This window comes from Nonomuraea purpurea (assembly GCF_042650645.1).
Lineage (GTDB): Bacteria > Actinomycetota > Actinomycetes > Streptosporangiales > Streptosporangiaceae > Nonomuraea > Nonomuraea purpurea.
In genome coordinates this window covers 1-4,754 of the sequence record NZ_JBHSBI010000070.1, presented here as the reverse complement: position 1 = coordinate 4,754, position 4,754 = coordinate 1, and the positions used below count along the sequence as shown (strand labels likewise).

The window sequence follows — 4,754 nt, the reverse complement described above, 5'->3', positions numbered from 1 at the left end:
GCTTGGAGGGTGGAGACGGGTGGGCCGTATCCGTCGGTGGCGTAGCGGTCGCGGAACTGCCCGAAGTGCCAGAGTCCTGCGCCGAAGAGCGGTTCTGCCGTCATACGGGTCTTACTCCTATCCCTTGATCGCGCCGGCGAGGGCGCCTTGTGTGAAGAAGCGCTGGAACATCAGGTAGACGATGAGGACCGGAAGGATCGACATGATGATGAAGGCGTTGAGCTGGCCGTAGTTGGAGGCGAACTGCGACTGGAAAGCCTGCAGCGCCAGCGGCACGGTCCGCGCGTCCTGGTCCTGCAGCAACACCAGGGCCATCCCGTACTCGTTCCAGGTGGCGACGAAATCCAGGATGAACAGGGCCGCCAGCGCGGGCTTGGCCAGCGGCAGGATCACCCCCAGGAACAGCCGCCAGTTGCCCGACCCGTCGATGCGGGCGGCCTCGTCGAGCTCACGGGGCAGCGAACGGAAGAACCCGTACAGGAAGAACACCTGGTACGGGATGCCGAACGCCAGGTACGGCAGGATGATCCCGTTGACGGAGTTGAGCAGCCCCATGCTGGACAGCGTCGTGAACATCGGCGCGATGGCCACCTGCACCGGCACCATCGCCCCCAACGTGATCACGATGAGCAGCGTCCTGTGCCGTTTGAAACGCAGCCGCGCGATCGCGAACGCCGCCGCGGCCGAGACCAGCAGGCCGAGCGGCACCTTGACGAGCGCGATGTAGGCGCTGTTCTTGGCCACCGTCCACAACTCGCCGCGTTCGGCGGCATTGAGGTAGTTGTCCCAGTGCCACACCTCGGGCAGCGACCAGATGGAGGAGCGGCCGATCTCGGCCGTGGACTTCACCGACGTCAGCACCATGAACGCGAACGGCGCCAGCCAGACCAGCGCGCTGATGACCAGCGCGATCCACAACCCGATGAGCGGGTAGTTGACCCGGCCCTTCATCGCTCGTCCTCCTTCAGGGTCCACATCAGGTACGGCAGGACGAGCGCCAGCGTGATCACGAGCAGGACCACGGCCAGCGCGTTGCCGCCGCCGAAGTTGTGGTTGATGAACGACTGGCTGTAGGACCACAGGGCCAGCACCTGGCTCGACTGGGCAGGGCCGCCGTTGGTCATGCCGACGATGAGGTCGAACACCTTCAGCGAGCTGATCACGGTCAGCACCAGGACGACGGTGAACGTCGGCCGCAACGCCGGCAGGGTCACGTTGCGGAAGGACTGCCAGGCGGAGGCGCCGTCGAGCTTGGCCGCCTCGACCAGGTCGAGCGGCACCGTCTGCAGCCCGGCCAGGAACAACACCATGGAAAAGCCCGTCGTCTGCCAGACGAACGCGACGAACACCGAGTACAGCGCGATCTTCGGGTCGCCGAGCCAGTCCTGGATCCACGACGACAGGCCGAACGAGGTCAGCGTGCTGTTGACCAGGCCGGAGTTCGGGTTGTAGATCCACGTCCACATGGTCGCCACGGCGATCGAGGCCAGCACGGCGGGCAGGTAGAACGCCGAACGCAGCAGATTGCGTCCCAGCAACCGGCGGTTCATGGCCAGGGCGAGCAGCAGGGCCAGCACGGTGGGCACGATGAGCGAGAGCACCACCCAGATGACGCTGTTGCGCAGCGCGGTGTGGAAGACGGTGTCGTTGGTCAGGATGTCGCGGTAGTTGTCCAGCCCCGCCCACACCTGCGGCACGGTGGGGAAGCCGTTCCAGCGCACGAAGCTGAGGTAGACGGCCGACACGATCGGGAACAGCAGGAAGACCGCGTAGAGCGCCAGGGCGGGGGCCAGGAACGGCAGCGCCCCCAGGATCGGCATCCTCCGCCAGGAGCCGCGCTGGGTGGTGGGGGTGGTGGACTCGTTGGTCATGAGCCGGTCAGTCCTTGTGGGTGTCGATGAACTTCTGCAGCAGCGCTCCCGCCTCCTTCGGGGCGATGGAGCCGCTGGTGACCCCGTTCTGGATGCGCCAGTACTCGGTCGTCACGTCCGTCGGGAAGTTCTGGTCGTTGTTGAGGAAGAAGCCCTTGGCCTTGCCCGCCAGTTCGGCGATCTGCGCGTTGAGCGGCTGCGGGGTGTTGGCCGAGGTGGTGTCCTTGTTCACTGGGACGGAGGAGAAGACGCCCAGGTACTTGCCTTCCACGGCGGCGGAGGTGAAGTAGTCGAGGAACTTGGCGGCCTGGTCGGGGTGGGCGCTGCTCTTGCTGATGTACATGCCCTCGGAGAAGCCGTAGAGCCGGCCGGTGCCCGTCGGCAGCGGGAAGACGCCGACGTTGTCCTGGTCGTCGCCGGCGTCGAGGTTCTGCTGGGTGAACCAGTCGCCCTCGATCTGCATGGCCGACTTGCCGGAGTTGAACAGGGCCCCCGCCTCGGTCTGCGGCAGTCCGGCGAAGCCCTTGTTGAAGTAGTTGTCAGACCACTGCTTGAGCTGCTCGAAGGAGGTGGCGACGCACGGCTGCCCGGTCCAGGAGGCCGAGCGGGTGTTGAGCTTGTCGGCCAGCTCGGCGCCGCAGTTGGTCTCGATGAAGGTGTCCAGCAGGCGCATGACGTGCCAGTTGTCCTTGCCGCCCATGGAGATCGGGGTGAGCCCGGCGTCCTTGAGCTTCTGCGCCGCGGCGGCCCATTCCGCGTACGTGGCAGGCGGCGCGCTGATGCCCGCTTTGCCGAACTGGTCCTTGTGGTAGTAGACGACCTCGGTCCGCTGCGTCCAGGGGAGGCCGTGGTGGCCGCCGTACTGGGTGTAGGCCGACAGCGTGGAGGCGTTGAACCGGTCGGTCCACTTGTACTGCTGGTAGTACCTGCCCAGGTCGAGGCTGACGCCTGACTTGACCAGCTCGCCCCCGAGCCCCGGGCCCGCCCAGTTGTAGTAGATGTCGGGGCCGGAGCTGCTGCCGGCCGTGGTCCGCAGCGCGTCCTTGTGCGCGTCCACGGCGCGGAACTGCAGGTCCACCGTGATGTCGGGGTTCTGCTTCTCGAAATCGGAGACGATCGACTTCAGAGCGGCGCTCGCCGTGTCCGCGTTCTGGGTGACCATCCACCAGCTCAGCTTGACCTGCCCCCCGCTGGTCGCGCTGGTGTCCTGGACTCGGCCGCTGCAGGCGGTCAGCAGCAGCACGGAGGCTGCCAGTGCCGCGGCTTTGGGTGGGGTTTTCATGGACGTCTCCAAGCCGAGGATCGTTAGATATTCAGTGGCGACTACGGAACGCTACGGGCGCGTCTTCCGGCCCGTCAACGGCCGTATGGCAACGTTTCGGCAGGTCAGCGCGTTCGAGTGGCGGTCAGGGCTCGGGGGGGTGGCGGCTGTTGAATGCCTATTCAGTACTGCCTGACTATTCAAGCGGAATGTAACGTCGGCGACATGTGGCCGTCAAGGATCCGGTGTGTTCGTCGCTCCAGGTGCCTCATTGACACGGGTCCGAGATCGGCCGTAGCGTCAAAATATGCCTAGTCACTATGGAATGGATATTCAAGACGCTGGCGGGCAGCGCTTTGAGGCCCAGGACACCCCGGCGGAGCGGTGATGTCCCTGCTCGCCTGCGATCCGGCGCGGTCGGCCGCCTACCGCACGGCGGCCGGGCGCATTCGCGCGGCCGACCGGCGCACCGCCGCCTCAGAGCTGGACCGCCTGGCCGCCGAGGTGCGCAGGAACGTCATCCGGACGATCGACCGGGCCGGGATGGGCCACATCGGGGGCGACCTGTCGGTGACCGACATCCTGGTCGCCTGCTTCTACGGCGTGCTGTCCGTCGACCCCGAGCTTCCGCACTGGGCTGGACGGGACCGGTTCGTGCTGAGCAAGGGGCACTGTGCGGCCGCCCTGTACGCCACCCTGGCCCACTGCGGATTCTTCGCCGCCAAGGAGCTGGACACGTTCATGGCGCCGCTGTCGGCGTTGAACGGTCACCCGAACCGGATGAAGGTGCCCGGTGTGGAGACGAACACGGGGGCGTTGGGTCACGGCCTGCCGGTGGCCACGGGGTGCGCGCTGGCGGCCAAGATCGACGGCGCGAGCTGGCGGACGTTCGTGGTGCTGGGGGATGGGGAGCTGCAGGAGGGCAGCAACTGGGAGGCGGCCATGGCCGCCGCTCACTACGGGCTGTCGTCGCTGACCGCGATCGTCGACCGTAACCGGCTTCAGCAGGGGGCGCGGACGGAGGAGACCAACGCCCTGGGCGCGCTCGGCGGCAAGTGGCGCAGCTTCGGGTGGGAGGTCCGCGAGGTCGACGGGCATGACCATCTTGCGTTGCTGGAGGCCATGAGCGGGTCGTCCATCGGTCGGCCGGTGGTCGTCATCGCCAACACGATCAAGGGGAAGGGCGTGTCGTTCATGGAGGACCGGGTGGAGTGGCACCACAAGGTGCCCAGCCCCGAGCAGGTCGAGGCGGCGCTGGCGGAGCTGGCGCCATGACCGAGCTTGTCGAGGTCATCAATGAGCAAGGAAACACGGGCCCGACGAAGGAGGGTTCGTGACCGGGCTTGTCGAGCAGGCGGCGCTTTTCGACTGCCGTAAGGACTTCGCCGACGAGTTGATCGCTTTGGCCGAGGCCGATGGGCGGGTTGTGGCGGTGTGCAACGATTCCGTCGGTTCCAGCAATCTGGTCGGGTTCCGTGAGCGGTTCCCCGATCGGTTGATCAACGTGGGCATCGCCGAGCAGGACCTCGTCGGGGTGGCCGCGGGGCTGGCGAACGCGGGCAAGATCCCGTTCGTGTGCGCGGCGGCGCCGTTCCTGACCGGGCGGGCGCTGGAGCAGATCA

General features: G+C 66.7%; 4 protein-coding genes and 1 pseudogene. 2 read left to right on the top strand and 3 right to left on the bottom strand.

Going from position 1 to position 4,754, the window contains the following annotated elements; all coding sequences use genetic code 11:
• Positions 1–117: 117 nt before the first annotated feature.
• Genes ACFOY2_RS54525 through ACFOY2_RS54515 form a run of 3 tightly spaced genes read right to left on the bottom strand, consistent with a single transcriptional unit; the run spans position 118 to position 3,153 of the window.
• Positions 118–951 carry a carbohydrate ABC transporter permease gene (locus ACFOY2_RS54525; RefSeq protein ID WP_379536092.1) on the bottom strand — a complete coding sequence of 278 codons (834 nt, stop codon included), beginning with the start codon at positions 949–951 and terminating at the stop codon, positions 118–120.
• The gene (locus ACFOY2_RS54520) at positions 948–1,871 is read right to left on the bottom strand and encodes a carbohydrate ABC transporter permease (RefSeq protein WP_379536091.1); all 924 of its coding nucleotides are present in this window, start codon (positions 1,869–1,871) and stop codon (positions 948–950) included. The genes ACFOY2_RS54525 and ACFOY2_RS54520 overlap by 4 nt, the downstream gene beginning before the upstream one ends.
• Positions 1,872–1,878: 7 nt before the next feature.
• The gene (locus ACFOY2_RS54515) at positions 1,879–3,153 is read right to left on the bottom strand and encodes an ABC transporter substrate-binding protein (protein WP_379536090.1); all 1,275 of its coding nucleotides are present in this window, start codon (positions 3,151–3,153) and stop codon (positions 1,879–1,881) included.
• 366 nt (positions 3,154–3,519) lie between these two features.
• Between ACFOY2_RS54515 and ACFOY2_RS54510 the strand changes: the two genes are divergently transcribed.
• Both ACFOY2_RS54510 and ACFOY2_RS54505 read left to right on the top strand, forming a co-directional pair.
• Positions 3,520–4,407, top strand: coding sequence for a transketolase (locus ACFOY2_RS54510; RefSeq protein ID WP_379536089.1), 888 nt, complete (start codon positions 3,520–3,522; stop codon positions 4,405–4,407).
• 58 nt (positions 4,408–4,465) lie between these two features.
• Positions 4,466–4,754 (top strand): annotated as a pseudogene (locus ACFOY2_RS54505) (transketolase); the annotation flags it as partial.

Bases quoted from the DNA above. Each gene is read 5' to 3' on its own strand.
- ACFOY2_RS54525 (WP_379536092.1), bottom strand. From the start codon at position 951: ATGAAGGGCCGGGTCAACTACCCGCTCATCGGGTTGTGGATCGCGCTG.
- ACFOY2_RS54520 (WP_379536091.1), bottom strand. From the start codon at position 1,871: ATGACCAACGAGTCCACCACCCCCACCACCCAGCGCGGCTCCTGGCGG.
- ACFOY2_RS54515 (WP_379536090.1), bottom strand. From the start codon at position 3,153: ATGAAAACCCCACCCAAAGCCGCGGCACTGGCAGCCTCCGTGCTGCTG.
- ACFOY2_RS54510 (WP_379536089.1), top strand. From the start codon at position 3,520: ATGTCCCTGCTCGCCTGCGATCCGGCGCGGTCGGCCGCCTACCGCACG.